Origin of the sequence: Vibrio profundi (genome assembly GCF_043642225.1) — a bacterium.
Taxonomy (GTDB): Bacteria; Pseudomonadota; Gammaproteobacteria; order Enterobacterales; family Vibrionaceae; genus Vibrio; species Vibrio profundi_A.
Map to the genome: position 1 here is coordinate 246,689 of NZ_JBHZSF010000002.1, position 25,383 is coordinate 272,071.

Consider the following 25,383-nt stretch of genomic DNA (forward strand, 5'->3'; position numbering starts at 1 on the left):
TTAAATTATTAATTTTATTTGTTTTTGTTAACACTTTTATAAGCCAAGTATATAAAAGTTATGAATATGAACACCGGCATAAACCATAGTAGCCATGTATTTCCATTAAATGGAGGTTTGTATAATACAAAGTCTCCAAAACGGCTCGTCATATATTCAACTATATATTGATCATCTTTGCCTTCTTTGATCATCGTAAATACTTTTAAACGAAGATCCTTAGCGATTGGTGAATTCGATTCTATTAAATTCTGATTTTGGCACTGTGGGCAGCGTAAGGCCTTAGCTAGCGTGATGGCATGCTTTTGCTGTTCAGGTGTATCAAACTCAAACAAGTCGACTAACTCAGTTACTTCTTTGTCTGCCGCCACAAACGTTGATTCAGAAAAGGCCGGTTGAATGAATATTAGATTCAGGAAAAACACAATTAGAAGTTGCAAGCCGTTTATCTTTTTCATTTAGCTACCTGGAAAATACATTTGTAACGATTCGTTCCAAACTTCACTATTTAAAACTCCAGAAATTTTTAATATCACCTTACCTGAACGATCTATTAAATAAGTTTCTGGTGTTCCTATTACACCTAACTCTAAAGAAAGATCGCCATTATGATCATAAATGATCTTTTTAAAAGGATTTCCATCTTTAATTAATAGATTCATAGCGTCTAGTTTATTATCCCTATAATTAACCCCTACGATCGGAACACCTTGATTTTTCAATTGATTTAGATATTCATGCTCCACACGACATATTCCACACCATGAAGCCCACACGTTCACCAATTGATATTGATCTTTGGTAATGTCAGCTAAATTGATCGTTTTCCCTTCCTCGAGTAAGTCTGCAGCGGAGAAGTGAGGAAATGCTCGGTTCTGTTCAATGACCGTAGTCGAGAGCTGCTTATCTCGAATAGATAATACAACAGTAACCGCCACTATCAGGGCCGCACTAAACAAGGTGATCAGTTTGTTTCTAGTACTGTTTTGCATCTTTCCACCTTGCGGTTTCCCTGCGAGTTTGAACGGATGGTAAAAGCGCTAACACGCCGCCTAAAATGGACAAGATTCCCCCAAACCACACCCATCGGACATACGCCTTATACTGAATGCGAAGCGCATAGGCAGAATCATCTATTTTCTCACCCAAAGTAATATACACGTCACCATGCCAGAACCATTTCATTGCAGGCTCACTCATATTCATAACACGAACCTGATAATGTCTTCGTTCTGGCACTATCTCGAAAGCGGTTTTTCCATCACTTAAAACGAGTCGCGCTCGCTCTGCTGTATAGTTGGGACCAACGACCAAATCAGTCTCTTCATAATGTATCTTCCAATCCACAAATTGAACTGATTCCCCAGGTTGTAATTTCTGGTTTTTCTCAAACGATTGTTCACTGTTCATTGCCGCTCCAATCGCAACAATTGCAATACCAATGTGAGCGCAGCTCATTGAAAAGGATTTTTTGAACAGTGACGTGTTGTATGAATTCATTACAAGCATCAAATGAGAAGTAATCACCCAAGTCGAAATTATCCAAGTTACGAGCACAAAACTGTCTAAGTATGGCGACTGTATCCAGTACAAACCGATACCAACACAAAACGATAGGATTGCCACTATTGAAAGTCGGCCTTGTACTTTTGTCGCGGTTCGACTGATCAATATGAAGGGCGTCAAGCCCATAGTCACAAGGGTGATTAGCGTTAAAGGGGCGAACAATGAATTGAAATAAGGGGCGCCTACTGAAATATTCCCAAGCCCTAGTAGCTCAAACATCATCGGATAAAATGTGCCTAGTAATACAATAAGCGTGGCGATAACGAACAAGCTCGCAGCCAGTAAAATAGCGAAGCTTTTTGACCAAAACTTGGTGATCGGCTCAGAAGAAAAACGTTCACTTTTTACAATTAGGAGCGACAACGAGCAGAGCAAAACCGTAAGCAGTATCACCAGCAAGGCAATTCCTTTAGAAGGATCAACCGCAAACGCATGAACAGATGTGAGTACACCAGAACGAACGATAAATGTTCCGAGTATACTTAAGCAAAAAGTGACAATGGCCAAGCTTAATGACCACTTGAGCAATTGATGTTTTTGGTTTGAAGCAACGATACAATGAAGTAGTGCCGTTGATGTTAACCATGGTAAGAGAGACGCATTTTCTACAGGATCCCAAAACCACCAGCCTCCCCAACCTAATTCATAGTAAGCCCACCAAGACCCAAGAATAATACCCGCAGTAAGAAAGCCCCATGCAACAATGCACCAGTTCTTGCAATACACCGACCATTGGAGTTCGATTTCATTGGTCATCAAGGCCGCTATCGCAAAGGCTAAAACTGCTGAAAATCCGACATAGCCAAGGTACAGCAGAGGCGGATGAAAGATAAGCCCAACATCTTGAAGCATTGGGTTCAGATCTCGACCTTCCGCCGGCAAAGTGAGATTCAGTTCAAAAGGGTTGGACGCAGCTAAAGTGAACACCGTAAATGTACAAATCAGTAAGTTCATCACCCACAGAACTTTCCCGGCATAATCAGCTTGATACTTACTTTGTAGGGCTATAATTCCAGCCCAACCGCTCAAAGTTAACACCCAAAATAGGAGTGATCCTTCGTGCCCAGCCCATACCGCTGCGATCTTGAAAAAGGTAGGTAGTTGAGAGTTAGAATGGCTAGATACGTAAGCGAGAGAAAAGTCATCCACTGCAAAAGCAAACCCAAGCAAACAGATGGCCAGTATCGAACAAGCAGTGGATATCAGTGTTAGGCCACGGATCAAGCCTAAATTCAACGCATCTCGCGCTACTATCTTAATACCCGTAAGTATACTGACTGAAAAGCTTGCAGCAGCAATTAATATCAAGCTAAACAGCCCTAAGTTTCCTATCATAGCACCTCATAAAGGCTCTACGAAAAGTAGAGCCTTTCCGACCTTAAACTACGGTCATTTGCCCTGCATACAATACAAATGTACGCAGCATTAACACACCAACTAGGCTCAGTGTCGTCACGACTAAAATAAAGGCGCCACTGTGTTTCACTGACTTAGGTGCAACCGCATTTAGCAATAGAGGAAGCAGCATACCCGCTCCTATTACCCCCCACCAAAACCACGTAGCCCAGAAACCACTACCTATAGCATTAAGCGCTGCAAGCTGACTTTGACCACCCGCAAAGATAAGGCCAGTAAAGAAAGTAACCAGTACAAACAGCTCAAACATTACAACAGGACGTTCGAATCCATGTACCCAACTCACACTTGCTCCATGAGAATCTTCTTTGAACACCAGCACACCAAATAACAAGCACGCCGCCGCTCCTGAAGATAAGCTTGAGAACAAGAACAAAATAGGAAGAACCGGATTGTTTAACATTGGGAAAGTCTGTAACGCCGATAATAGGAACCCAGTATAAGCCGCCAGAACTAACGCCAAGAATGCCAAAAATAGTTCCAAGGCATTTTCAAACTGTTCGAACTTCTCTAGAAGCCCATCGACAAACGTGAACCTACCTTTTAGAAAGCCCACGATCTGTTTTCTGAAAATGATACCAATCCAGACGAACAATACGGCCATGTAGACGTTAAATAAGATAACACCCATGGACATTACTGATGTTGGATTAACGAAAATCATGATCTTCCAGAAAGCTAATGGCTTGGTCAGATGGAAAATCAAAATGGTTAGTCCGACAATGATCCCAAATGGCGCCAAAAATGCCGTGGCTTTTAAGATCCCGTTTTCAGATGGGTCGCCTTCAATCACTTTACGTTTCAAGTAAATCGATATCATGACAGCACCTGCTGACATACCGGCTAAAAATAGGTAAATCGCGATGATCCAGTCCCAAACGACTACACCAGATTGGAACGCTGTTTCCCATGCACTCATGATGAAATCTCCCCTTTCTGATGCGGTACTTTGTACAATTTAGGACTTGTGCCTAGATGTACCTTATCTCGATAGACAACCTGCGTATTCAATACTTGATTGATCTCACTGGATGGATCATTCAAATCCCCAAACACTAAGGCTTTTGTTGGACAAGACTCAACACATGCAGGCAGTTTTCCTTGAGCTAAATTGGTATCTCGGCAGAAGTTACATTTATCTGCAGACTTATTTTCCGGATGGAAGAAGCGGACTTGATACGGACATGCCAATAAGCAGTAACCGCAACCTACACACTTATCTTTGTGTACATCAATGATCCCTGTCTTCTCATCTTTATATGCAGCGCCCGTAGGACAAACCATTACACAAGGGGCGTTATCACAATGCTGACAAGAATTTCGGGTAAAGCGGTAATCAACATTAGGGAATTCACCTTGAGGCTCACTTCGTACGATTTCTAATCGTGATACACCTTCAGGAACATTATTTATTTCTCGACATGCTTCGGTACATGCTGTGCAGCCGATACAAGCCGTTTCGTCGTGCAGCATCCCATAGCGTTTGTCGCCATCTTCCTGAACATTAGCTAATGTTTTTTTACTGGAAACGACTGCGGTCCCTGCCACACCTGTTGTGAAGATAACAGCACCAGCACCAGTTAAGAAGTTTCTTCTAGAACAACTCATCGCCTCACTCCTCTTCTTTTTTATTGTTGAAGTCTGAGTGACAATCCACGCAAAGCTTGATTTGTTCTTTTCTGTCTAGTGCTAATACTTTGGTCTTCTTCGCATGAACATCATGACAATTTGAACAAGTCAGGTTTTTTGCATGTACGTCATGAGTCCAACTATCATCACGTAAGTACTTTGGCTGATGGCAGTCGGTACACTGACTATTTGCTTTAGGAATGGCTTCCGGATCAAGAAAGACTTTTTCCGTGCCAGATTGGGATTGTGCCGCTGAATATTTGGTTACCTTTGGCGCACCTTCGCGGTGATCCGGCCCAATATTATTGTGGCATTCGGTACAGTTGACGTCGCGACCTAAGATTTTATGTGAATCCTCGCCATGAGATCCCATCAAAGTTTCTTTGGAATCCTTGTGGCATTGAACACACTTATAATCTTTATCACGGATTAATTCGACTTCATGTCGTGCAGAGTCACTCGCTACTTGAGCGACGTTAGAATCAGCAATGGCATGAACAGAATTACCATAGAGGCAGAATGCTAGAAGGGCTTTTAGCATTATGACTATGGCCAATTTAATATTGCCCATTTTATCCTTTCCTTATACCAGTCTTATTTAGCTCTCAACTAAATAGGTGCTGGTTAAACAAATATACCTCTGAATAGCAAAACCACTATTCAAACGATATCAATTCTTGTTCGGGATAAGCCACAACGCTCTCTACCAATAATCATATAACCCTAAATAGTTAGTTCCTATTTATTCATATGGAATACGTGAGCAATATCACCCACTTATAAAGTGGTTATAATGGCTAAGTCATTGTTCGTATTGATAATTATTTAGATTAAGGAGCTCAACAAATACCCCTTAAGGGGTATATCCAACTTAATTTGATCTTACTCAATAGGATAAATTGATCTGAAACAAACAAGATTTATTACGTAACAAATTATTAGAATATATGAATTAATATAAACAGGAACTCTCCAATTTTTGTTCGATATAGCAACCTCACAACGCTTGGTATAAAAATCAGTATATTGGAGATATCACTGTGAAAAAGCATTGGAGACAACATTCAATTGCCGCAATTTTAATTGCCTGCGCATCTTTTAGCGCAGCGAGCTTTGCCGCAACTGAAGAAAAAACCATTGGTGACCCTCGAAATGAGCAATTCGAGCAAAACCATCCCGATCAATTCGAAACTTGGAAACAAACATCCGAAAGTGAAGTAATAGAAGACGCACTCAAAGAAGATCCTAATATGGTCATCATGTGGGCGGGTTATGGCTTCGCGAAAGACTACAACAAAGCACGTGGTCACTTTTATGCACTCGATGATGTAAGGCAAACCCTACGTACCGGTGCTCCTACCGATGAAAAGTCCGGCCCAATGCCAATGGCGTGTTGGAGCTGTAAGAGCCCTGACGTTGCACGCGTAATAGAAGAGCGTGGAGAGGATGGCTACTTTGAAGGTAAATGGGCTCGATTAGGTGCGGAGATTTCAAACCCTATCGGCTGTGCGGATTGTCATGATACGCAAAGTGAAAACTTCAAGAATGGCGAGCCAGCATTAAAGATTACGCGTCCTTACGTTGAACGAGCTTTTGATACTATCGGCAAGACCTTTGATGAACAGAGCCGCCTTGATAAGCAAGCCTCGGTATGTGCTCAATGTCACGTAGAATACTACTTCACAGGTCCAAAGAAAGGCGTTAAGTTCCCTTGGGATAAAGGTACTAAAGTCGGTCAAATGGAAGAGTATTTTGACGAGATTGGTTTTAAAGACTGGACTCATAAAGTTTCTAAAGCGCCAATGCTAAAAGCTCAACACCCTGGCTATGAAACTTGGAGAGAAGGTATTCACGGCAAAAACAAAGTCACTTGTGTTGACTGTCATATGCCTAAAGTGACCAAAGAAGACGGGACTGTGTTTACTGACCACAAAGTTGGTAATCCATTCGATCGTTTCGAAGACACTTGTGCAAATTGCCATACTCAATCAAAAGAAACTATGCGCGAAATTGTTTCTTCACGTAAAGCACAAGTCCTAAACATGAAACTAACCGCAGAAAAACAAATTGTTGCCGCACACTTTGAAGCGGGGGCAGCTTGGGATGCTGGTGCTACTGAAGCTGAGATGAAGCCAATTCTACAAGACATCCGTCACGCTCAATGGCGTTGGGACTACGCTATCGCTTCTCATGGCGTTCATATGCACGCACCAGAAGTAGCACTAGAAGTGTTAGGAACGGCGGTTGACCGCGCAGCAGACGCACGAACCAAACTTGTTCGCTTACTTGCGAAGAAAGGCATTACGGAACCTGTACAAATCCCAGATATTTCGACCAAGGCAAAGGCTCAACAAGCTCTTGGTATGGGAATGGACAAAATGAATTCCGATAAGAAACATTTCTTAGAGACAGTCGTTCCTGAGTGGGATGCTAAAGCCGAGAAACGTGAAGCGAACTACGAGTACTAATCAAAATTGAGACTCAGTAATCTCATGGCGATTTAAGTTATAGACGCATAAATAAAAACCAGCCAGACTAACAAATGGCTGGTTTTTTATTATATGAAGATAAACGTTCCAAAAGAGGTCCACATGAATAAAATATTCACCCTCCCTTTACTGTCTCTCGTGTTAGCGAGCCCCATAGTATTTGGTTCAGAACGTGCGGAAATAGGTTGGCAATGGATTGAACAAGGCGCTCTAATTGTCGATGTAAGAACGCCACAAGAGTTTGCAGACGCTCATCTAGATAACGCGTTTAGTTACCCATTGTCTGAACTCGATACTCATTTCGCTAATATCGATAAGAACCGTCCAATTATCTTGTATTGTCGAAGCGGTAATCGCTCTGGCAAAGCTTTTCAATATCTAACTTCAAAAGGCTTTACCAACCTGCATAATGCAGGGGGATTAAACGAAATGTTAGTTAGTCAAAAGTAAGTTCAAGCGCTTTCGCTCAACGTATCATTTGCTTAGCACGATTAATCGAATGAATTAGCTCAACACGGTCAATCCCCTGCCTGTTTGAGTCCAATATTTTAGTCCATGCTAGAATGGCTTCTGGGTAACGGAAACTAATAAAATGATCCGACGCTATCAAAGTCAAAGCAGTCTCATTAAACTCATCCTTAGCAAATGACTTGTCCAATAAAGCTCGAACCTCTTCAGACAATTGCTGTGATTGGACATAGTATAAAGCCGTAGCCTTTGCCGCATACTGATTAGCAGACTTAGTATTAGCGAGTCGAAGTGAATAATCAAAGCTAGTTAACGCGGCACTGAACTCCCCTCTCGACAAATAGACATTTCCTAGCTGGAACCAGACATCACTCTGGTTTGGATCCGCTTTCAAGCTGTCTTGTAGATCAAGCATTAAATCTTTCTTAGTCTGTACTAACTTGGTAGCTTCTTGTGGCATAGGTAACTCTTGCTTTACCGCCAGCCAAGTCGCTACAGTACTGACTACAATGACAAAAGTAGTCACTAAATTTCGTATTCTTAGCTTTTTTTGCTCAGTTGCTGCATACACAAACAAAAGAGCTAAAATTGCCATTATGCTAATTGCTACCCACAACCAAACGTCCATCTATTCACCTTCAAAATCCAGTAGTCTAGTTATATCAATTTATTCGAGACAAGAGTGCATTAATCGAGTGACACCTAACCCCGATCAAATTTCAGACATAAAAAAACCGAGCGCTTAGGCCCGGTTTTTACAAAGCTTACTAATTCAAAGCATTACTCTGAATCTGCATCACTTTCGCTTGCTGCATCAGCATCTGGTGCGTCTACTGCTTCCGTAGAAGCCTGTTCACCTTCTTGAGTTTCCTCGCCTAGGATTTCAGCTTCTTCTACTTCATCGATACGTTGTAGACCTACAACATTTTCGTCTTCAGCAGTACGAATCAGTGTAACACCTTGGGTATTACGACCCACTTGGCTTACTTCAGCGACACGAGTACGAACAAGTGTACCAGCGTCAGTGATCATCATCATTTCATCGCCTTCTTCAACTTGAACAGCGCCAACAACTGGGCCATTACGTTCAGAGACTTTGATAGAAACAACACCTTGCGTTGCACGGCCCTTAGTTGGGTATTCAGCAAGTTCAGTACGTTTACCGTAACCATTTTGCGTTACGGTTAGAACGTCACCTTCGTTAGCAGGTACAATCAAAGAAACGACTTGATCGTCATCCGCTAGCTTCATACCACGAACACCAGCTGCAGTACGACCCATCGCGCGAACTTTGTCTTCGCTAAAGCGAACTACTTTACCCGCTTTAGAGAACAGCATGATGTCGCTATCACCGTTTGTGATATCAACGCCGATCAACGAGTCATCATCACGTAGGTTAACAGCGATAAGGCCGTTAGCACGAACATTCGCGAACTGATCTAAAGAAGTCTTCTTAACGGTACCATCACCTGTCGCCATGAAGATGAACTTCTCTGGAGAGAATTCGGATACAGGAAGAATAGCCGTAATACGCTCACCTTCTTCTAGAGGAAGAATGTTCACAATAGGCTTACCACGTGCAGTACGACTTGCTAATGGTAGTTGGTAAACTTTCAGACGGTATGTCTTACCACGTGTAGAGAAACAAAGGATGTTATCGTGAGTATTAGCAACAAGCAGACGCTCAATGTAATCCTCATCTTTCATCTTAGTTGCACTCTTACCTTTACCACCACGGCGCTGAGCTTCGTAGTCGCTTAGGATTTGGTACTTCACGTAACCCGCGTTAGAAAGTGTTACTACAACGTCTTCTTGAGCAATCAGCTCTTCCATGTCGATATCATGAACCGCTGCTGTGATTTCTGTACGACGCTCGTCGCCATAGATTTCACGTACCGCTTCAAGTTCTTCACGGATCACTTCCATCAAACGCTCAGTGCTTGCAAGGATGTGCATTAGCTCAGCGATTTCTTCTAGAAGTGCTTTGTATTCGTCTAGAATCTTCTCGTGCTCAAGGCCAGTTAGGCGATGAAGACGAAGTTCTAGGATAGCTTGCGCTTGTGTTTCTGTTAGGAAGTATTGACCATCACGAATACCGTATTGATCTTCCAACCAATCAGGACGAGCCGCATCTGTACCAGCACGCTCTAGCATTGATGCTACGTTACCAAGATCCCAACCACGAGATACTAATCCAACTTTCGCTTCTGCAGGAGTTGGTGCATTCTTGATTAGCTCGATAACTTCATCGATGTTAGCTAGCGCTAGAGAAAGAGCTTCTAGGATGTGTGCACGGTCACGTGCTTTCTTCAATTCGTAGATAGTACGACGTGTCACCACTTCACGGCGGTGATCAACGAAGCACTTAAGCATGTCTTTAAGGTTGAACAACTGAGGTTGGCCGTTGTTCAACGCAACCATGTTGATACCGAAAGTCGTTTGCAGTTGAGTTTGTGAGTAAAGGTTGTTTAGAACCACTTCACCTACAGCATCACGCTTACATTCGATAACAATACGCATACCATCTTTATCAGACTCGTCACGTAGTGCGCTAATGCCTTCTACTTTCTTATCTTTAACTAATTCTGCGATTTTCTCGATCAGACGCGCTTTGTTTACTTGATACGGGATCTCAGTAACAACAATGGTCTCTTTGCCATTCTTCTCTACTTCGATATCCGCTTTTGAGCGCATGTAAATCTTACCGCGACCAGTCTTGTATGCATCTACAATACCTTTACGACCGCTAATAAGTGCTGCTGTCGGGAAATCAGGACCAGGGATGTAGTCCATTAGCTCATCAATAGTGATTTCTTCATTATTGATGTAAGCCAAACAGCCATCAACAACTTCACCTAGGTTATGAGGTGGAATGTTGGTAGCCATACCTACTGCGATACCAGAAGCACCGTTTACCAATAGGTTAGGAATTTTTGTCGGAAGAACTGCCGGGATTTGTTCTGTACCATCGTAGTTCGGTACGTAATCCACAGTTTCTTTATCAAGGTCAGCCAAAAGCTCGTGAGCAATTTTCGCCATACGAACTTCGGTATAACGCATTGCAGCCGCTGAGTCGCCATCGATAGAACCAAAGTTACCTTGGCCATCAACTAGCATGTAACGCAGTGAGAATGGCTGTGCCATACGAACAATCGTGTCGTATACCGCACTATCACCATGTGGGTGATATTTACCAATTACATCACCTACTACACGAGCAGATTTTTTATATGGTTTGTTCCAATCATTACCCAATACATTCATCGCGAACAAAACGCGGCGGTGTACAGGTTTTAGGCCATCACGCACATCTGGAAGGGCACGACCAACGATGACGGACATCGCGTAGTCTAGGTATGAACCTCTAAGCTCATCTTCAATATTTACGGGCGTGATCTCTTTCGCTAGATCGCTCATAGAGCCATTTTCCCTCTATAGTCAGATCGTATTTTTGAATACGTATAAGACCGAAAAATATAACACAAATTTACCTACTGAGGCATCACTTTCCATGCCCTTTTATCATCTTGTGACCTTAGTTGCGAATCAATTGATGAGAAATTGCACGCTCGCTTCATATCTAGCTGATACTTGGCTACTTTACAGGCAATAAATTCTCAAAATTGTAGAACTTCTGGTCAGCGAGAAAAGCCAAGTTATAATGCTGTCAATTTCATGGATGCATTATTTAACTTGGAAATGCCGATTATGACTAAAACACAAAACGTCGACCCAGCAGAAATCAAAAAATTCGAAGACATGGCGTCTCGTTGGTGGGACTTAGAAGGCGAATTTAAACCTCTTCATCAAATCAACCCTCTGCGCCTAAATTACGTGCTAGAAAAAGCGAACGGCTTATTCGGGAAAAAGGTACTCGATGTAGGCTGTGGTGGTGGCATTTTGGCAGAAAGCATGGCTGTCGAAGGAGCGAACGTAACCGGCTTAGATATGGGTAAAGAACCCTTAGAAGTTGCTCGTTTGCACGCCCTTGAAACGGGTACCAAGTTAGAATACATCCAAAGCACCATTGAAGATCATGCCGAGCAATTTCCTCAAACTTATGATGTCGTGACTTGTATGGAGATGCTTGAGCATGTGCCTGACCCTCAATCTGTCATTAGCGCATGTGCAAAACTGGTTAAGCCAAATGGACATGTCTTTTTCTCGACTCTTAACCGCAACTTTAAATCCTACCTATTTGCGATTGTTGGGGCAGAGAAGCTACTTAAGATTGTTCCAGAAGGCACGCACGAGCACGAAAAGTTCATCCGCCCTGCTGAGCTCATCAAGATGATTGACCAAACTCCATTACAAGAGCTAGGGATCACGGGCCTTCATTACAACCCATTAACAGATACCTATCGCCTAGGTAGCAATGTGGACGTGAACTATATCGTACATACTCAAAACTTTGCTTAACCGCAAGATCTGAGTAATAAAATAAATCGCACGCTGTTGCCGGAATAAAGGTTGCAAATAGCATATTTTTGCGACCTTTTTCAGCCTAAATTTTGTGCTTAAGATTCCATTTTGAGCAGTACAGATTCAAATTTCAGCAGTCCGAACTGACTTCAATTTTGCACCAAAGATCAAGAGATTTTTTTTTATAACCGGACAAAAATAAACCAGTAGGGAAAAGCCAGTTTTATACACTCTTGTCACGCCTACCTCTATCAGTTAGTGAACACTAACTGTTTTTTTTAAAATTGTCAGTTATCCACAAGTCATCCCATTTCTGCTCCTTGAAAATTCTTGAGTACAGCACTATCTTGTAACCCAACAAACAAATGACCCCTATATGTTGTGTTTCGACTACAATATATGGGTAGACCAAGATCACAAAGCCGAAGCGTAATTTACAAAAATTGCACATAAAGATACAAAAACACGGCTTTTATCAGTTTTGTTAGGGAAATTAAGCAGAATGAACCAACAACTTACTGTTACTAAGCGTAACGGTCGCAAAGAAACTATTGATCTAGAGAAGATCCACCGCGTTATCACATGGGCTGCTGAAGGTCTTCATAACGTATCAGTCTCTCAAGTAGAATTGAAAGCTCACATCCAATTCTACGACGGCATTACTACTACTGATATTCATGAAACTATCATCAAGTCTGCAGCGGATCTGATCTCTGAAGAGACTCCAGACTATCAATACCTTGCTGCTCGCTTAGCAGTATTCCACCTACGTAAGAAAGCGTACGGTCAATATGAGCCACCAGCATTATACGATCACGTTGCAAAACTGGTTGATATGGGTAAATACGATAGCCACTTGATGGAAGATTACACGCAAGCTGAATTTGCTGAGCTTGATGCGTATATCGACCACAAACGTGACTTAGACTTCTCTTACGCAGCGGTTAAGCAACTTGAAGGTAAATACTTCGTGCAAAACCGTGTAACGAAAGAGATCTATGAGAGTGCTCAGTTCCTTTACATCCTAGTTGCTGCTTGTTTATTCGCTAAATACCCGAAATCGACACGTCTTGACTACATCAAGCGTTTTTACGATGCATCATCTACATTTAAGATTTCTCTACCTACACCGATCATGTCTGGTGTACGTACTCCTACTCGTCAATTCAGTTCTTGTGTACTGATCGAGTGTGGCGACAGCTTGGATTCAATCAACGCAACAGCAAGCTCAATTGTTCGTTACGTATCTCAACGTGCTGGTATCGGTATCAACGCAGGTCGCATCCGTGCGCTTGGTTCTGAAATCCGTAATGGTGAAGCGTTCCACACTGGCTGTATCCCTTTCTACAAATACTTCCAAACAGCTGTAAAATGTTGTTCTCAAGGTGGTGTTCGTGGTGGCGCGGCAACAGTATTCTACCCACTATGGCACGGTGAAGTTCAGTCTCTATTAGTACTGAAGAATAACCGTGGTGTTGAAGAGAACCGTGTACGTCACATGGATTACGGTGTACAGCTGAACAAGCTTATGTACTCACGTCTTGTTCAAGGTGGCAACATCAGCCTGTTCTCACCTTCAGACGTGCCTGGCCTATACGACGCATTCTTCGAAAACCAAGACCGTTTTGAAGAGCTTTACGTGAAGTACGAAAACGATCCTTCAATTAAGCGTGAAACCGTTAAAGCGGTTGAGCTATTCTCTCTGCTAATGCAAGAGCGTGCTTCTACTGGTCGTATCTACATCCAAAACGTAGACCATTGTAATACTCACAGCCCATTTGATGCTGAAGTAGCACCAGTTCGTCAATCTAACCTATGTTTAGAAATTGCGCTTCCAACTAAGCCACTGACGAACGTAGAAGATGACGAAGGCGAGATCGCTCTATGTACTCTATCTGCGTTCAACTTAGGCGCAATCAAATCAGTAGATGATTTTGAAGAGCTGTCTGATTTAGTCGTTCGTGCACTAGATGCATTACTTGATTACCAGGATTACCCACTTCCTGCTGCATACAAGTCGACAATGAACCGCCGTACGTTAGGTGTAGGTGTGATTAACTTTGCTTACTACTTGGCAAAGAATGGTGTGAAATACTCAGACGGCAGTGCAAACGGCCTAACGCACCGTACATTCGAAGCAATGCAGTACTACCTATTGAAAGCATCGGTTGCTTTAGCGAAAGAGCAAGGTAAGTGTCCATCGTTCAACGAAACAAATTACGCAAAAGGCCTATTACCAATCGACACTTATAAGAAAGATGTTGATTTAGTATGTGACGAGCCATTGCATTACGATTGGGACTCGCTACGTGAAGAGATCATGGAGCACGGCCTACGCAACTCAACACTAACAGCGCTTATGCCTTCAGAGACTTCGTCTCAAATCTCGAATGCGACTAACGGTATCGAGCCACCACGTGGTTACGTATCAGTGAAAGCATCGAAAGACGGCATCCTGAAGCAAGTTGTTCCAGATTTCCTAGATCTAAAAGAGAACTACGAGCTGCTTTGGAACATTGGTTCTAACGATGGTTACCTACACCTAGTGGGTATCATGCAAAAATTCGTTGACCAAGCTATCTCTGCAAACACTAACTATGATCCAAGTGTTTACGACAGCGGTAAAGTACCAATGAAGAAGCTGCTTCAAGACCTACTAACAGCGTACAAGTACGGTGTTAAGACGCTTTACTACCATAACACTCGTGATGGTGCTAAAGACGACCAAGGCGATGCAGTTCAAGTGCCGGAAGAAGATTGTGAAGGCGGCGGTTGTAAGATCTAGACCGCAACAAAACATTAAGACCCCAGAGAAGTTAGCTTCTCTGGGTTTAAAGCATTAACAGGGTCCGTTTTATAACGGGTCTTTAAAGGATTTGAGGCATTTATGGCTTACAGTACTTTTTCTCAAAATAAAAACGACCAACTAAAAGAACCGATGTTCTTAGGTCAGTCAGTTAACGTTGCACGTTACGACCAGCAAAAATTCGAAATCTTCGAAAAGCTTATCGAGAAGCAACTTTCTTTCTTCTGGCGTCCAGAAGAAGTAGATGTATCTAGCGACCGTATCGACTACAACAAGCTTCCTGATCACGAAAAGCACATCTTTATCTCGAACTTGAAGTACCAAACGCTTCTAGATTCAATCCAAGGCCGCAGCCCTAACGTTGCCCTACTTCCTCTGGTATCACTACCGGAAGTTGAAACTTGGATTGAGACTTGGTCTTTCTCTGAAACGATCCATTCTCGTTCTTACACACACATCATCCGTAACATCGTGAATGATCCAGGTGTCGTATTCGACGACATCGTTGAAAACGAAGAGATCCTAAAACGCGCGAAAGACATCGCATTTTACTACGACGACCTAATCAAATTAACGGCTGATTACCACCGTTACGGCGAAGGCAACCACAACATCAACGGCGAAGACATTAAGATTTCACTTCATGACCTGAAGAAGAAACTTTACCTATGTCTGATGTCTGTCAATGCGCTAGAAGCTATTCGTTTCTACGTAAGTTTCGCATGTTCATTTGCTTTCGCAGAGCGTGAGCTAATGGAAGGTAACGCGAAAATCATCAAGCTTATCGCTCGTGATGAAGCACTTCACCTAACTGGCACACAGCATATGATTAATTTGCTGCGTAACGGCCAAGACGATTTCGCATTCATGCAAATTGCAGAAGAATGTAAGCAAGAATGTTTCGACCTATTTAAAGCTGCAGCAGAGCAAGAAAAAGAGTGGGCTGAATACCTGTTCAAAGATGGCTCGATGATTGGTCTAAACAAAGACATTCTTTGCCAATACGTTGAATACATTACCAATATCCGTATGCAAGCTGTTGGCCTAGGTACTGCTTACCCAGAAGCGACATCAAACCCGATTCCATGGATCAACGCTTGGTTGTCTTCAGATAACGTTCAAGTTGCTCCACAAGAAGCAGAAATCAGTTCTTACCTAGTCGGTCAAATTGACAACGAAGTAAACGCAGACGACTTTGAAGGGTTCGAACTGTAATGCCAGCAATCAAAATCAACAAACTGATTTCTATTGAGTCCAACCCTTCTAATACGATTTTGGAAACGATGGAACACGCCGGTCTAGAGCCTGAATATAACTGCCGCGACGGCCACTGCGGTGCATGTCGTTGTACATTAGATTCTGGTGAAGTGGAGTATGTTGGTTTTGCAATGGCTTACACACAAGGTGACGAGATTTTACCTTGTATCTGTAAAGCTAAATCTGAAATATCGCTCAGCAATGTTTTGTACAAAGACAAACAAAAACGAGCCTAGTTTCAGGTAGGATTAAAAAGGCCAGCACTCAATGCTGGCCTTTTTATTGTCATCCTATCAATCAGCTTTGTAAAACGTTAGACGGAATGAACATTTCTTTAATGCGCTTTAATGAGCTATAGCTACCAAACATCGGTTTGTTTTCTATATGACGACGAAGCATGTCAGCAGCCGCCACGCTAATAAGCTTGCGTGCATCTTCTCGACTAAATTCACGGTAGAATTCAAAAACTTGCCCCCACTCCCCATTTACGCTCGATAGAGCGATCGTAAAACGGTTGTCCTCCAGTTTCCCAGTCACGAGAGAAAGCTCTGTCGCACATTTTTCTCTTGTTGCTCCAGCTAACGCAAACGCAGCGGCTAACGGGTCACTTTCATCGATTCCATTATTTTGACCAGCCATAACCCAAGCGTGCCCACAGCAGCTTTCTAAATTTTCATCAGACTGAAGCCAAGAAGAAAGGTAGCCTTTTGTCGATTGCTCTGAAATCGACAGTGTGCGCTTTTGTTCGACCATTACATGCCCTAAGTGAGCGAGCATTGGCTCATCAACACTCACAACGTTGGACTCTAGTAATTTGTAGACCATTTGCAACAGCTTTACTCGAGTCTCTAAATCCTGCTTAGGCCCAAACAGCTTCACTTCAATAAATGGCAGGTAAGAACGATAACCAAGCTCATAACCTTCTGGCAGCTTAAGTTGATCCAGTGTATCGGATATGCCTGACTCAGACAGGCCAAAGGTATATAAGCGGCTGCACTCTGAAGCGGCAACCTCGGGGTAAGTTTTTTCCAGATCAGGCAAAATTTGTGACTCTACCATTAGTTTGAATTCGCTAGGCACACCAGGCGTAAAATAGAAAATGGCGTCATTGATTTCGACTTTAAATCCGCAAGCGGTTCCAATTGGATTATCAACAATACTCGCACTTTCCGGTAACATTGCCTGTTTTAGGTTGCTGTCTGGCATCGGCATGCCACGTTTAGCGAACATCGACTCTAAACGCGTGAGCCAATCCGGAAACATGACTAGCTTTTTGTCCGCAGCCGAAGCAGCTGCAGCTGCACTCATATCATCAGTTGTCGGGCCTAAACCACCATTCACCACGACCACATCGTAGTTGAAGCTCAACATCAATAGCTCTTCAACGAGCGCGTTCATTTGGTCGCCCACAGTTGAGCGTTTAGAAAGCGAAAAGCCATGCTGATAGAAGACTTCAGACATCCATGCAGCGTTTGTATCTACAATGTCTCCATGAAGAACTTCTTCACCTGTACTTAACATTGCAATTTTTATCATAATTAATTCCTTCGCCACTTGGCTGATTTCACTGACGTATTCAATATGAACGGCTATTCTTATAAAATCGAGATTGCGCTTTCATCGTATAAGACACTAGAATTTCCAATTAAGTTTCTGTTAACAGTAAAATTCTAGTTCCCATAAAACTGCATTTAATGGATAATTGTGACCTCGATCGATTATCTAAACTCTTGGAGCCTCTTGTGTCAAAATTCCCTGTGTTGAATAAGACTATCGCTGCTTTAACTCTGTTATTTTCAGCTAGTTCAGCGGCAAACAATTATGATTTTGCCCAACACATCGAACTTTCGTACACCGTCGATTGCAATCAAGAATACTGCGTTAACGATAACTTGTATAGCTACTCACCTAGCAATACTTATGCCTTAAGTGAAGCTAGCGACGAATATGATTTATCAGTCGATACTCAACCTCGCTACCTAACCATTAGTGAAGAAAAAGATTGGGATTACCTAATGAGCCAAACCTACACTATTTTAGGTTTAAGTGTAGCAACAGTAGGTTTAATGACTTTTCTTCCTGAAAGCATTACTAAGTGGGACGACGACCAACGCGATTTAAGCAAGCTGGGTTCAAAGTGGAAAGACAACGTCTCTAGCGGACCAGTATGGGATCGCGACGAACACTTCTTGAACTATGTGATGCACCCATACTTCGGTGGTGTTTACTACACTGCAGCACGACACGCTGGCTACAATGAATTTGAATCATTCATGTACTCTTGGACTATGTCTACGTTCTTCTGGGAATATGGTGTAGAAGCATTTGCTGAAATCCCTTCTTGGCAAGATCTCTTCATCACACCTTTCTTCGGTGCTGTGGTTGGTGAATTAATGCTAGAGGCTGAGCAAGACATTATTGCTTCCGGTGGTGAAGTAATGGGTTCTCAAACTATGGGTGACGTTTCTTTATTCTTCTTAAACCCTGTCGGGCATATTCACTACTGGGTAAGCGACGCATGGGGTGGCGAAGCTGAAGTAAACTTCAACACCAACCCATGGTGGGACAACCAAGATGCTGCGAAATTTGCTCTTGATGCAGGCGCGACTTATGACTCTCAGTTTTATGGCATGAACTTCAAAGTGAGTTTCTAAGCGAATCTAAGTAGAAAATAAAAGGCGACCATTAAGTCGCCTTTTTGTGCATTTCATTTAGGAATTTGACCACTAGGTTCCGCATTAATCGAAAATATTGACGTACGTCAAATATTCCCCGCCTCTACGTTCTACACTCAAAGTAGTTAAGTTTATTTCAAGATATCAAATAGTTAATTATTTTCTTTCGTTAGACTGCTGGGGGGCACTTATGAACTCTACATTTATCGTTAACTTTGTGGGTAAGGCATCACCTTCAACCATCAAGCAACTTGCCGCTGTGACACATGAAAACGATGGTAAGTGGCTCATCAGTAAGGTCAACTTTATCGAAGACCAAGTTGCTGGAGTCATAAAGATTCAATTACCATCAAACCATGAACAATACGTAAAAGATGCATTCACAAGTAATCCGGATCTAATCGTTCAATTCGTGGATTCCGAACACACCCACAACTCACAAGACACTATCTATCAGGTTAGGCTAGACTCAGATGATCGTTCAGGAATTGTGAATGAGATAACTCACGTACTAGATAATCAGGGCATCAACATCTTAGATATGGATTGCCAACGTGTGTTTATCGCAGACGGAGGTGGAGTTAGTTCAAGCCTCTTCACCGCTAACATGGCGATAAAACTGCCCGTTGAGATCCAAATCAATGATGTCGCAAATGAGCTAGAATCGCTCAGCGAAGACACCAGAGTGATGGTAGAAAATTAAATCAAAAAAAGAGCAGCTTAAAGGCTGCTCTTTTTAAAGGAAACTAACTCACCGACCACTGAGAGAGTGAGCGTTTGAAATCTGAATAATCAAATTCATTCAGTTTTTCAACCTCTCCACTCGCACGTTCACAATATACCGATGGCATTTTTAAACCGTTAAACCAGTTTAGTTTCACCATGGTGTAGCCTGCGCTATCTAGAATGTGAAGGCGCTGACCTATCTGCAATGGGGTGTCGAAACTCGCTTCACAGAACTGGTCGCCAGCTAAGCATGAACATGAACCGATCACGTAATCATGTTCTCCCTCTTCTGAGGCTTCTAAGATTGAAGCTGGTTCATCATAGATAAGCGTGTCTAGGCGGTGTGCTTCTGTTGCAGAATCGACAATCGCTGTTTTCTTCACGTTCTCTACGATATCAACCACTGTTACCACAAGGTCGGTTGTCTTAGTGATGATTGCTTCACCGGGTTCTAGGTACATTTGAACGCCGTGCTTCTCAGAAAATGCTTTAAGCGCAAGGCCAAGCTTTTCAATGTCGTAACCCGGCCACGTAAAGAACACCCCGCCGCCCATACTTACCCAATCAAGCTTGTCTAGGTATTCACCAAACTGTTCTGAGATTGAATCTAATAGACCAATAAAAGCTTCTACATCTTTGTTCTCACAATTCATGTGGAACATCACACCATCAATACCTTCAAACACTTCAGGTTTGATGTGGTCAGCTTGAACACCTAAACGAGAAAACTGACGGGCTGGGTTTGCCAAGTCTTGCCCCGCATAGCTTACGCCAGGGTTAAGGCGTAGGCCAATTGATGCTTTACCTTCGATAATGTGTCGGTAAGCGGCTAGTTGAGACTGTGAATTGAAGATCATTTTGTCACAAATGTCCGCCACTTCTCGAACGTCATCTTCACTGTATCCGACACTGTATGCGTGAGTTTCTCCACCGAATGTTTCATGGCCTAATTTAACCTCATAAGGGCCGGAGCTTGTTGTTCCGTCTAAATAAGGCCTAATAATCTCGAAAACACCCCACGTCGAGAAACATTTCAGAGCAAGCACTAGCTTAACGCCAGAAATCTCTTTTAGCTGTTTTGCTTTCTCTAGGTTAGCAACAAGCTTGTCTTCGCTGATCATGAAGTAAGGCGTTTTCAATTCGCTTTTTTGCATTTTCTCTTCACCATAAAATCGAACAAAGCCGATGCATCAGCACCGGCTCTAAATTATCTAGGTAAATAAGAGCGAGTCGCTGCTTATTTGTTTAGCTCATGAATAACAGGAAGCCCCTGCCCTGCTTCTAGCTCTTGAACGTGCCAATCAAGTCCGATTTCAGGCATTGTTTCAAGGAACGGGTCTGGGTTTAGCTGTTCCATGTTGAACACACCTTTGTCCGCCCATTCGCCACGGAAGAACTGAAGTGCAGCCGTGATCGCTGGTACACCAGTGGTGTAAGAGATCGCTTGGTGCTCAACGTCTTCGTATGCCACTTCGTGATCAGCGTTGTTGTAGATGAATACGCTGCGCTCTTTTCCGTCTTTCTTACCTTGAACCCAAGTACCGATACACGTTAGACCGGTGTAGCCTGGTGCTAAAGAAGTTGGATCTGGTAGAAGTGCTTTCAGTACGTGCAGCGGCTGAACAACAGTACCGTCATGTAGTGTCAGCGGGTCTGGGCTAAGCAAACCGATGTCACGCATACAGTTGAAGTAGTTTAGGTACTTGTCACCAAAACCCATCCAAAACTCAATACGTTTTGCAGGGATGAATTCTTTCATTGAACGAACTTCATCGTGCGCCATTGAGTACACTTTATGGCTACCACAATTCGGGAATTCAAACTCAAGCATGCGTGCATGACAAGGTACTTGTTTCCACTCTTCATTTTCCCAGTAGAAAGAGTCACCTTGGATCTCTAGCATGTTCGTTTCTGGGTCGAAGTTCGTCGCGAATTTCTTACCGTGATCGCCAGCATTAACGTCCATTACGTCAATGGTATCAATCTCATCGAACAAATGCTTAACCGCGTAAGCTGCAAATACTGATACAACACCTGGATCGAAGCCCGCACCCAGAATACCGGTAATGCCCGCTTCTTCGAACTTTTCACGGTAACCCCACTGCCAATCATACGCTTGCGGTACTTGTTGGCCTTCAGAGCATAAATCTACCGCGACTGATGTATCTAGGTAAGACACTTTCGCTTGGTAACACGCTTCCATGATGGTCATGTTCACCCAAGGAGGACCCGCATTAATAACCAAGTCAGGTTTTACATCTTCAATAAGGGCAACAAGCGCTTCAACGTCATCAGCGTCTACCGCACGTGCTTCAAGTTTCTTCGAAGGATCTTTAAGGTTATTTTTCCCTTTGATCGATTCAATGATTTTTTCACACTTACTGATCGTGCGAGAAGCTAGTGTGATATCACCCAAAACTTCATTGTTTTGCGCTGCTTTATGTGCCACTACCCAGCCTACACCGCCGGCACCAATCTGTAGAATTGACATCGTTTATTACCCTTGTTGTTCTGCTAGCTCGGCTGCTAGCGTATCAATTTTTTTCAATAAAGACTCAAAGTCAGAGATCTTTAAGCATGGATTCAAAATAGTGAATTTAAGAGCGCTGCAGCCATCCACTACTGTTTCCCCAAGAACAGCGACACCACGAATCAGTGCCTCTAATCTTAGAGTTTGATTAAGTGAGTCTAAATCCGTGACGTGTTTACTTACAGAACGGAACAACACTGTAGAAAGTGATGGTTCAGCAAGTAATTCAAAACCTTCATGGTTCTTAATTAATTGTGAAACTTCAATCGTTTGAGCTAGCAAGTGATCGTACATTTTTCCCAACTCATAAGGCCCAACACTTTGCATCGTCATAAACACTTTTAGCGCATCAAAACGCTTGGTTGTCGCGATGGACTTGTCGACTAAGTTTGGTAGCTCGTCATGCTCTCGATTTAAATAATCTGCATGATGCAGCAAAAACTCAAAGTTAGATTTGTCTTTCAGTAGCAACGCACCACAACTGATCGTTTGATAGAAAAGCTTATGGAAATCAACGCTGACAGAATCGGCTTTTTCAATACCTTTCAAGCGATCTTTATGACTGCTTAAAATTAATGCGCCGCCATAAGCACTATCCACATGGAACCATAGTGACTCTTTATTAGCGATATCCGCAATTGCATCTAGATCGTCAATTGCACCATGGTCTGTTGTTCCAGCCGTACCAACCACTGCAAAAGGGAGCAAACCTTGCTGTTTAAGATTTTGTATTTCTTGCGCTAATTTATCTGCTTGAATCGTACCATTTGGATTGGTATCAATACAGCATACTGCCTTTTCACCTAATCCTAACAGAGACGCTGATTTTTGCACAGTGAAGTGAGATTTTTTAGAACATAGAATGCGTAGTTTTTCTGAATAGCTTGGTAGACCAAGTTCCTGAATTGAATGGCCATCGATCTTATTTGCAATCCAATCTCGCGCAAGCAACAGTCCCATAAGGTTACTTTGAGTACCGCCACTGGTGAAAATACCATCTGCGTCTTCACCAAGCTCATATTTCCTACACATCCAATCCACGACTTTTTGTTCGACGTATGTTGCCGAAGAAGCTTGGTCCCATGAATCCATAGATTGATTGAGGGAAGCGATCATCGCTTCTGCGGCGACGGCAGACATCAAAGGTGGAGTATGCAAATGAGCAATACAATCAGGGTGCTGAACAATGATGGAATTCTTAGCCACTAGCTCGGCAGCACCATCAATCACATCTTTTAAAGGCGCATTCTGATTATCTAAATCGACCGCGTTAATGGCGTTTTCTAACAGCTTAGGCTGTACTCCAGAATATGGCGCATCAATTTGTTCAAAAACGGATTTCATCGCGTTAGTCGTATGGTTCATCACAGATGCAAATTCATCGCTACCTGTTTGCCCGACTTGGATGAAATGCTTTTTCCATTCCTGGTTCTTTTCTTCGGCATTAAGTAACGATCCACCAGCATTAAGGATTGCCTCTTCAAATACTCTTAACGCAAAGTCAATTTGCTCGAAGGAGATAATCAAAGGTGGAAGGAATCGAATCACAGAACCATCACGGCCGCCTTTCTCAACCATCAAGCCACGCTCTAACGCTGCTCGTTGAATAGCTAATGTAAGATCACCATCAGAGCTCGGCTCACCGAACTTATTCAACGATCCATCAGCCTTCTTGATTTCGACGCCAAGCATTAACCCTTTTCCACGAACTTCAGCAATACAGTTCACGCGTTTTTGGATGCTTTCTAAACCTAGTCTTAGATACTGACCAGCAATATTCGCATGCTCGACTAATTCATCTCGCTCAATGATTTCCAAAGCCTTAGCGCCGGAAACCATAGCAAGTTGATTGCCACGAAATGTACCGGTATGTTCACCAGCTTTCCAAGTATCGATTTCTTTATTAAACACGAGAATCGACATCGGTAAACCACCACCGATCGCCTTCGAAAGACATAGAATATCTGGTGATACACCTGATTCTTCAAAAGCAAAACGGTGACCTGTTTTGCCGACGCCACATTGAATTTCATCAAAAATCAACAGTATCCCGTGCTCATCACAGATGCGGCGTAATCCACGCATCCATTCGACAGGCGCAGGAATCACACCACCTTCACCTTGGACTGGTTCAACAATAATCGCAGCAGGTTTCATTATGCCCGCTTCGTCATCATTCAATAGGCGCTCAATATAACGAATGCTTGCCGTTGCACCCGCTTCACCGCCAAGTCCAAACGGACAACGTAGGTTATACGGGAATGGCATAAAGTGTACGTCGGACATAAGTCCGGTGCGACGCTCTTTTGTACCAAGGTTACCCATCATTCCCATCGTGCCATTCGTCATACCATGGTAGGCACCGCGGAATGCGAACATGGTGTTTCGTCCGGTAGTTTGCTTGGCTAGTTTGATTGCCGCTTCAACCGCATCAGCGCCTGATGGGCCACAAAACTGAATAGCAGAGTTGTTAGAGAAGTTTTCCGGCAGGAAAGCTTTCACTTTTTTAATAAAGTTGTCTTTCGCTTTCGTTGTGATATCTAGCGTTTGATACGGTAACCCAGAGTCTAATTGCTCTTTCAGAGCTTGGTTGATTTCTGGGTGGTTATAACCAAGTGCTAGTGTGCCTGCGCCGGCAAGACAATCCAGAAAGATTTGACCTCTAGTGTCTTCTACGAGCGCACCATAAGCTTTTTTGATAGCGATAGGTATGCGGCGAGGGTAAGAACGAACTTCAGACTCATGCTGTTCTTGTTCTAATAAAATAGCATCGGGAGTCAGGTCATACGTTCCTTCAACAACAGGAACAGCAGTTGAAAAAGAGTTTGCGATAAAATTTGTATCGACTTCAAAGGCAGTGCTCATAAAAAATCCCTTGAATTTATGTGTACCCATCGTTCATAGCATTAGTAAAGATAAGGTACAGCTAAACACCCAAACTTGATAAATAACAAGTACGGGAAACATGCCATCGTTAAGAGACAGCTAGAATGTATTAGCGAGTTTTCAAGGTTCAGTAATAGTACTGTTTTGAAGGATCGGACAGTTGTGTAGAACTTGTCCTACAGGAAGTGCAAAGCTGATTAGCAAAGTTAAGTTTAGTGAGTTCAATGTTGGGTTTCCCATTAACATGACGTACTGCGTCATAAGTATCCCGTCTATCAGCTAAAGGACTAGCTGATACCTACCCTACGCAATGTCACAATCAGCTTGAATGGTCACTGCGCGTATCCCCCAGAATGCGATATTTTTGCTACCTCCGAGATTGCGCAGAAAAATATCATAAATTGAAATGAACTAGCAATAGTTTTTAATAATAGCTTTATAAATAATTCTTAGAGAGTTGTGCTAGTTCACTGTTCTTAAGGCCTCAAACACAATGCGATGAGTCTACCAGTG

At 42.8% G+C, this 25,383-nt stretch carries 20 protein-coding genes; 8 read left to right on the top strand and 12 right to left on the bottom strand.

The features are described 5' to 3' along the window. Window positions 1-14: 14 nt before the first annotated feature. From nrfF to nrfB, 6 genes are read right to left on the bottom strand one after another with little or no spacing between them, the layout of a single operon-like run. A complete protein-coding gene (nrfF, locus tag ACHUFI_RS04610) occupies window positions 15-458 on the bottom strand; it encodes a heme lyase NrfEFG subunit NrfF (RefSeq protein WP_394247186.1) in 444 nt (147 codons plus the stop codon). Next, window positions 459-992 carry a DsbE family thiol:disulfide interchange protein gene (locus ACHUFI_RS04615; protein ID WP_394247187.1) on the bottom strand — a complete coding sequence of 178 codons (534 nt, stop codon included), beginning with the start codon at window positions 990-992 and terminating at the stop codon, window positions 459-461. Further along, window positions 976-2,901: a heme lyase CcmF/NrfE family subunit gene (locus tag ACHUFI_RS04620; protein WP_394247188.1), complete on the bottom strand. Its 1,926-nt coding sequence runs from the start codon at window positions 2,899-2,901 to the stop codon at window positions 976-978. The genes ACHUFI_RS04615 and ACHUFI_RS04620 overlap by 17 nt, the downstream gene beginning before the upstream one ends. A 43-nt stretch (window positions 2,902-2,944) precedes the next feature. Beyond that, the gene (gene nrfD, locus ACHUFI_RS04625; protein ID WP_394247189.1) at window positions 2,945-3,901 is read right to left on the bottom strand and encodes a cytochrome c nitrite reductase subunit NrfD; all 957 of its coding nucleotides are present in this window, start codon (window positions 3,899-3,901) and stop codon (window positions 2,945-2,947) included. Beyond that, complete coding sequence (gene nrfC / locus ACHUFI_RS04630; protein WP_394247190.1) at window positions 3,898-4,590, bottom strand: cytochrome c nitrite reductase Fe-S protein; 693 nt, start codon at window positions 4,588-4,590, stop codon at window positions 3,898-3,900. Before nrfC ends, nrfD begins: the two co-directional genes overlap by 4 nt. A gap of 4 nt (window positions 4,591-4,594) precedes the next feature. After that, window positions 4,595-5,182, bottom strand: a complete 588-nt coding sequence (gene nrfB / locus ACHUFI_RS04635; protein WP_394247191.1) for a cytochrome c nitrite reductase pentaheme subunit — start codon at window positions 5,180-5,182, stop codon at window positions 4,595-4,597. A gap of 469 nt (window positions 5,183-5,651) precedes the next feature. Here nrfB and nrfA point away from each other — a divergent pair, with 469 nt between their 5' ends. Together nrfA and ACHUFI_RS04645 are read left to right on the top strand one after the other, a co-directional pair. After that, the gene (nrfA, locus tag ACHUFI_RS04640) at window positions 5,652-7,079 is read left to right on the top strand and encodes an ammonia-forming nitrite reductase cytochrome c552 subunit (RefSeq protein WP_394247192.1); all 1,428 of its coding nucleotides are present in this window, start codon (window positions 5,652-5,654) and stop codon (window positions 7,077-7,079) included. Between the two features lie 123 nt (window positions 7,080-7,202). Next, window positions 7,203-7,550, top strand: coding sequence for a rhodanese-like domain-containing protein (locus ACHUFI_RS04645; protein ID WP_394247193.1), 348 nt, complete (start codon window positions 7,203-7,205; stop codon window positions 7,548-7,550). A 16-nt stretch (window positions 7,551-7,566) separates the two neighbouring features. Here the strand turns inward: ACHUFI_RS04645 and ACHUFI_RS04650 are convergent, their stop codons facing one another. Then, window positions 7,567-8,196, bottom strand: coding sequence for a TPR domain-containing protein (locus ACHUFI_RS04650; protein WP_394247194.1), 630 nt, complete (start codon window positions 8,194-8,196; stop codon window positions 7,567-7,569). A 152-nt stretch (window positions 8,197-8,348) separates the two neighbouring features. Beyond that, window positions 8,349-10,985, bottom strand: a complete 2,637-nt coding sequence (gene gyrA / locus ACHUFI_RS04655; RefSeq protein WP_394247195.1) for a DNA gyrase subunit A — start codon at window positions 10,983-10,985, stop codon at window positions 8,349-8,351. 258 nt (window positions 10,986-11,243) lie between these two features. Between gyrA and ubiG the strand changes: the two genes are divergently transcribed. The 4 genes from ubiG (at window position 11,244) to yfaE (ending at window position 16,289) form a co-directional block, all read left to right on the top strand. Further along, a complete protein-coding gene (ubiG, locus tag ACHUFI_RS04660; RefSeq protein WP_394247196.1) occupies window positions 11,244-11,987 on the top strand; it encodes a bifunctional 2-polyprenyl-6-hydroxyphenol methylase/3-demethylubiquinol 3-O-methyltransferase UbiG in 744 nt (247 codons plus the stop codon). Window positions 11,988-12,492: 505 nt separating this feature from the next. Continuing rightward, the gene (gene nrdA, locus ACHUFI_RS04665; protein ID WP_394247197.1) at window positions 12,493-14,775 is read left to right on the top strand and encodes a class 1a ribonucleoside-diphosphate reductase subunit alpha; all 2,283 of its coding nucleotides are present in this window, start codon (window positions 12,493-12,495) and stop codon (window positions 14,773-14,775) included. A 102-nt stretch (window positions 14,776-14,877) separates the two neighbouring features. Further along, window positions 14,878-16,011: a class Ia ribonucleoside-diphosphate reductase subunit beta gene (nrdB, locus tag ACHUFI_RS04670; protein ID WP_394247198.1), complete on the top strand. Its 1,134-nt coding sequence runs from the start codon at window positions 14,878-14,880 to the stop codon at window positions 16,009-16,011. Then, window positions 16,011-16,289, top strand: coding sequence for a class I ribonucleotide reductase maintenance protein YfaE (gene yfaE, locus ACHUFI_RS04675; protein ID WP_394247199.1), 279 nt, complete (start codon window positions 16,011-16,013; stop codon window positions 16,287-16,289). The genes nrdB and yfaE overlap by 1 nt, the downstream gene beginning before the upstream one ends. 61 nt (window positions 16,290-16,350) lie before the next feature. Here the strand turns inward: yfaE and ACHUFI_RS04680 are convergent, their stop codons facing one another. Beyond that, window positions 16,351-17,589 carry a CinA family nicotinamide mononucleotide deamidase-related protein gene (locus tag ACHUFI_RS04680; protein ID WP_394247200.1) on the bottom strand — a complete coding sequence of 413 codons (1,239 nt, stop codon included), beginning with the start codon at window positions 17,587-17,589 and terminating at the stop codon, window positions 16,351-16,353. 206 nt (window positions 17,590-17,795) lie between these two features. Here ACHUFI_RS04680 and ACHUFI_RS04685 point away from each other — a divergent pair, with 206 nt between their 5' ends. Beyond that, complete coding sequence (locus ACHUFI_RS04685) at window positions 17,796-18,707, top strand: DUF3943 domain-containing protein (protein ID WP_394247201.1); 912 nt, start codon at window positions 17,796-17,798, stop codon at window positions 18,705-18,707. 211 nt (window positions 18,708-18,918) lie between these two features. Beyond that, complete coding sequence (locus tag ACHUFI_RS04690; protein ID WP_394247202.1) at window positions 18,919-19,431, top strand: glycine cleavage system transcriptional repressor; 513 nt, start codon at window positions 18,919-18,921, stop codon at window positions 19,429-19,431. Window positions 19,432-19,474: 43 nt separating this feature from the next. Here the strand turns inward: ACHUFI_RS04690 and nspC are convergent, their stop codons facing one another. From nspC to ACHUFI_RS04705, 3 genes are all read right to left on the bottom strand, one after another. Next, on the bottom strand, window positions 19,475-20,608 hold the full coding sequence (gene nspC / locus ACHUFI_RS04695) for a carboxynorspermidine decarboxylase (protein ID WP_394247203.1): 1,134 nt from the start codon (window positions 20,606-20,608) through the stop codon (window positions 19,475-19,477). A gap of 83 nt (window positions 20,609-20,691) precedes the next feature. Then, window positions 20,692-21,945: a carboxynorspermidine synthase gene (locus ACHUFI_RS04700; protein ID WP_394247204.1), complete on the bottom strand. Its 1,254-nt coding sequence runs from the start codon at window positions 21,943-21,945 to the stop codon at window positions 20,692-20,694. Between the two features lie 6 nt (window positions 21,946-21,951). After that, window positions 21,952-24,849: a pyridoxal phosphate-dependent class III aminotransferase gene (locus tag ACHUFI_RS04705; RefSeq protein WP_394247205.1), complete on the bottom strand. Its 2,898-nt coding sequence runs from the start codon at window positions 24,847-24,849 to the stop codon at window positions 21,952-21,954. Between the last annotated feature and the right edge of the window lie 534 nt (window positions 24,850-25,383).

Bases quoted from the DNA above. Each gene is read 5' to 3' on its own strand.
- nrfF (WP_394247186.1), bottom strand. From the start codon at position 458: ATGAAAAAGATAAACGGCTTGCAACTTCTAATTGTGTTTTTCCTGAAT.
- ACHUFI_RS04615 (WP_394247187.1), bottom strand. From the start codon at position 992: ATGCAAAACAGTACTAGAAACAAACTGATCACCTTGTTTAGTGCGGCC.
- ACHUFI_RS04620 (WP_394247188.1), bottom strand. From the start codon at position 2,901: ATGATAGGAAACTTAGGGCTGTTTAGCTTGATATTAATTGCTGCTGCA.
- nrfD (WP_394247189.1), bottom strand. From the start codon at position 3,901: ATGAGTGCATGGGAAACAGCGTTCCAATCTGGTGTAGTCGTTTGGGAC.
- nrfC (WP_394247190.1), bottom strand. From the start codon at position 4,590: ATGAGTTGTTCTAGAAGAAACTTCTTAACTGGTGCTGGTGCTGTTATC.
- nrfB (WP_394247191.1), bottom strand. From the start codon at position 5,182: ATGGGCAATATTAAATTGGCCATAGTCATAATGCTAAAAGCCCTTCTA.
- ACHUFI_RS04645 (WP_394247193.1), top strand. From the start codon at position 7,203: ATGAATAAAATATTCACCCTCCCTTTACTGTCTCTCGTGTTAGCGAGC.
- ACHUFI_RS04650 (WP_394247194.1), bottom strand. From the start codon at position 8,196: ATGGACGTTTGGTTGTGGGTAGCAATTAGCATAATGGCAATTTTAGCT.
- gyrA (WP_394247195.1), bottom strand. From the start codon at position 10,985: ATGAGCGATCTAGCGAAAGAGATCACGCCCGTAAATATTGAAGATGAG.
- ubiG (WP_394247196.1), top strand. From the start codon at position 11,244: ATGGATGCATTATTTAACTTGGAAATGCCGATTATGACTAAAACACAA.
- nrdA (WP_394247197.1), top strand. From the start codon at position 12,493: ATGAACCAACAACTTACTGTTACTAAGCGTAACGGTCGCAAAGAAACT.
- nrdB (WP_394247198.1), top strand. From the start codon at position 14,878: ATGGCTTACAGTACTTTTTCTCAAAATAAAAACGACCAACTAAAAGAA.
- yfaE (WP_394247199.1), top strand. From the start codon at position 16,011: ATGCCAGCAATCAAAATCAACAAACTGATTTCTATTGAGTCCAACCCT.
- ACHUFI_RS04680 (WP_394247200.1), bottom strand. From the start codon at position 17,589: ATGATAAAAATTGCAATGTTAAGTACAGGTGAAGAAGTTCTTCATGGA.
- ACHUFI_RS04690 (WP_394247202.1), top strand. From the start codon at position 18,919: ATGAACTCTACATTTATCGTTAACTTTGTGGGTAAGGCATCACCTTCA.
- nspC (WP_394247203.1), bottom strand. From the start codon at position 20,608: ATGCAAAAAAGCGAATTGAAAACGCCTTACTTCATGATCAGCGAAGAC.
- ACHUFI_RS04700 (WP_394247204.1), bottom strand. From the start codon at position 21,945: ATGTCAATTCTACAGATTGGTGCCGGCGGTGTAGGCTGGGTAGTGGCA.
- ACHUFI_RS04705 (WP_394247205.1), bottom strand. From the start codon at position 24,849: ATGAGCACTGCCTTTGAAGTCGATACAAATTTTATCGCAAACTCTTTT.